The 2,453-nt window shown below is 73.3% G+C and carries 2 protein-coding genes; both read left to right on the plus strand.

What is annotated here, in order from left to right:
- On the plus strand, nucleotides 1-1,324 hold a 1,324-nt coding region (locus tag AX737_RS27125; protein ID WP_066926914.1), incomplete at its 5' end, for an AMP-binding protein.
- A 110-nt stretch (nucleotides 1,325-1,434) separates the two neighbouring features.
- Complete coding sequence (locus AX737_RS27130; RefSeq protein ID WP_066926916.1) at nucleotides 1,435-1,908, plus strand: Hsp20/alpha crystallin family protein; 474 nt, start codon at nucleotides 1,435-1,437, stop codon at nucleotides 1,906-1,908.
- The last annotated feature ends 545 nt before the right edge of the window (nucleotides 1,909-2,453 follow it).

Below are 2,453 nucleotides of genomic sequence, written 5' to 3' on the forward strand. Positions count from 1 at the left end.
GTGGCTCGCCGCGCGCGGGCCCGCCACACGCCCGCCCGCACCGTCCGATCCCGACGCGCTCGCGACGATCGTCTACACCTCGGGGACGACCGGACGGCCGAAGGGCGTGATGCTGACCCAGCGCGCTCTCCTCGGCGTGGCCCGGGCCGTGCTGGAGCGCAACCCCGGCACCGAGGAGGACGTGTTCCTCTCCTACCTGCCGCTCGCCCACATCTTCGAGCGCGTCGTCGGCTGCTACCTGCCGCTCGTCCTGGGCGCCCGGGTCGTGTTCGCGCGATCGGTCGAGCAGGTCCGAGAGGATCTGCTGGCCGCCCGGCCGACCGTCCTCCTGGTGGTGCCGAGCCTGCTCGACCGCCTCCACGAGACCGTGCTGGCCGCGGCCCGGCGCAGCCCGATCAGGCGGCGGCTTCTGAACCTGACGCTCGCGCGCGGCTGGCAGGTCTTCCGGGCGGCGCGGAGCGGACACCCGGTCGGCCTCTTCGACGCCCTGCTCTGGCCGCTGCTGCGCCGGGTCGTCGCGCGGCCGATCCTCGCCTCCTTTGGCGGGCGGATCCGGCTCGCGGTCTCGGGCGGAGCGCCGCTCCCCGCGCGGACGGCGCGCTTCTGCCTCGGCCTCGGCTTCCCGCTGGTCGAAGGCTACGGGCTGACCGAGGCCGCCTCGGCGGTGACGGGGTTCAGCCTCGGCACGACGATGCCCGGCTCCGTCGGCCCGCCGCTGCCGGGCGTGGCGCTGCGTATCGGGGAGGCGGGCGAGATCCTGGTGCGCTCGCCGGGCGTGATGCTCGGCTACTGGAGACGTCCGGAGGCGAGCGCCGAGGCCCTTCGCGACGGCTGGCTCCACACCGGGGACCGCGGCGCGTTGCGCGGCGGCCGCCTCGTCGTCCGCGGCCGCCTGAAGGACGGCATCGTCCTCTCGACGGGCGAGAAGATCTGGCCCGACGCGATCGAGGCGGCCATCCGGGCGGATCCCCTCTTCGGGCAGGTCCTGCTCGTGGGCGACGGCCAGCCGCGCGCAACGGCGCTGGCGGTGGTCGCGCCGGAGGTCTGGCGGCCGCTGGCACGAGCGCTCGGGCTGGATCCGTGGGATGCCGCCGCGCTCGACAGCGTGCGGGCGCGCCGCGCCGCGCTCGCCCGCATCGATACCGCCCTGCGCCCGTTTCCGCCGGCCGCCCAGGTCGGCGCCGTCCGCCTGCTCGCGGAACCGTGGACGATCGGGAACGGTCTCGTCACGCCGACCCGGAAGCTTCGCCGCGCGGCCGTGCTCGGGCGCTGCGCCGCCGAGGTCGCGGCGATGCGCGCGGAGCTGCGGGACGGCCTCCGCTGAGCGGGCGGGCAGGGCGATCTCTTGATTCAGCGCAAGGTCCCGGCACCGCGCCGGGTGCTCTTCTGATCCGGGGCGCGGGTCCCTCCCGCCACCCTGGATGGAGACGAGTCATGAACCTTCGCAGCCTGCTCGCCCTCGGAGACCGCGCTCCGGAGGCACCCGCGACGCCGACGCTGTTCCCCCTCCAGCGGGAGATCGAGCGCATGGTCGGTGACATCCGCTTCGGCATGCCGGGGCTGTTCCAGGGGCCGCCGATCCCCCGCATGGACGTCGTCGAGAAGGACGGCCACATCGAGGTCACCGCCGAGCTGCCCGGCCTGGAGCGCGACGACGTCAGGATCGAGCTGGCCGACGACATGCTCCTGATCAGCGGCGAGAAGCGCCAGGAGACGGAGGAGACCAAGGGCGCGCGCAAGGTGGTGGAGCGCTCCTACGGCGCCTTCTCCCGTGCCCTGGAACTGCCGGCCGGCACGAAGTCCGAGGACATCGAGGCCAGCATGGACAAGGGTGTTCTCAAGCTGAAGCTTCCGCGGCCGAGCCTGAAGCAGCCCGAGCCCCAACGCATCGCGATCAAGGCTGGCTGACGGCAAGCCCGCTGCCAGGGACCCCGCAACTTCGGGAGCCGGGCCGGCGACCGCGCATCGCGTGCGGGGCGGCGTCGTCGCGCTGACGCCCGGAGACCCTTCGGCAGGTGGGTACCGCACGCTTCTCCGAAGCCTGCCCGCGACCGGTCTGGCCGGCGCGACCATCGTGCGAGAGCGCGAGCACGGCACCCGCGACCACCGGCCGGCGATGCGGCCGCGCGACGGTGGGACGGGACTACGCTCCGGGCGGTCGCTTCCGCACGCCGCGGCACCACGGGCGCGGCACGGGTGCGGACCGGACCCGCACGTGGTCGCGACAGGACTTGTTCCCTCGTGCGAGGTGCGTCCTGGCACGTCGCGCTGCGAGATAGGAGCCTATATTGAAATCAATCGAGCGATACGGACCGTAGAGAGCCGATCGCCAAGGTTTCAGGAGAAAAATACCGTCATGAAGACTCGTATCGCTGCCGCTTTTGCCGCTCTGATGCTCGGCATTGCTGCCCCGGCCTCGTCCGCGCTGGCCTTCCCCTACGACGCACCGCGCG

The sequence above is a fragment of the Methylobacterium sp. CCH5-D2 genome (assembly GCF_001556475.1).
GTDB classification, from domain to species: domain Bacteria; phylum Pseudomonadota; class Alphaproteobacteria; order Rhizobiales; family Beijerinckiaceae; genus Methylobacterium; species Methylobacterium hispanicum.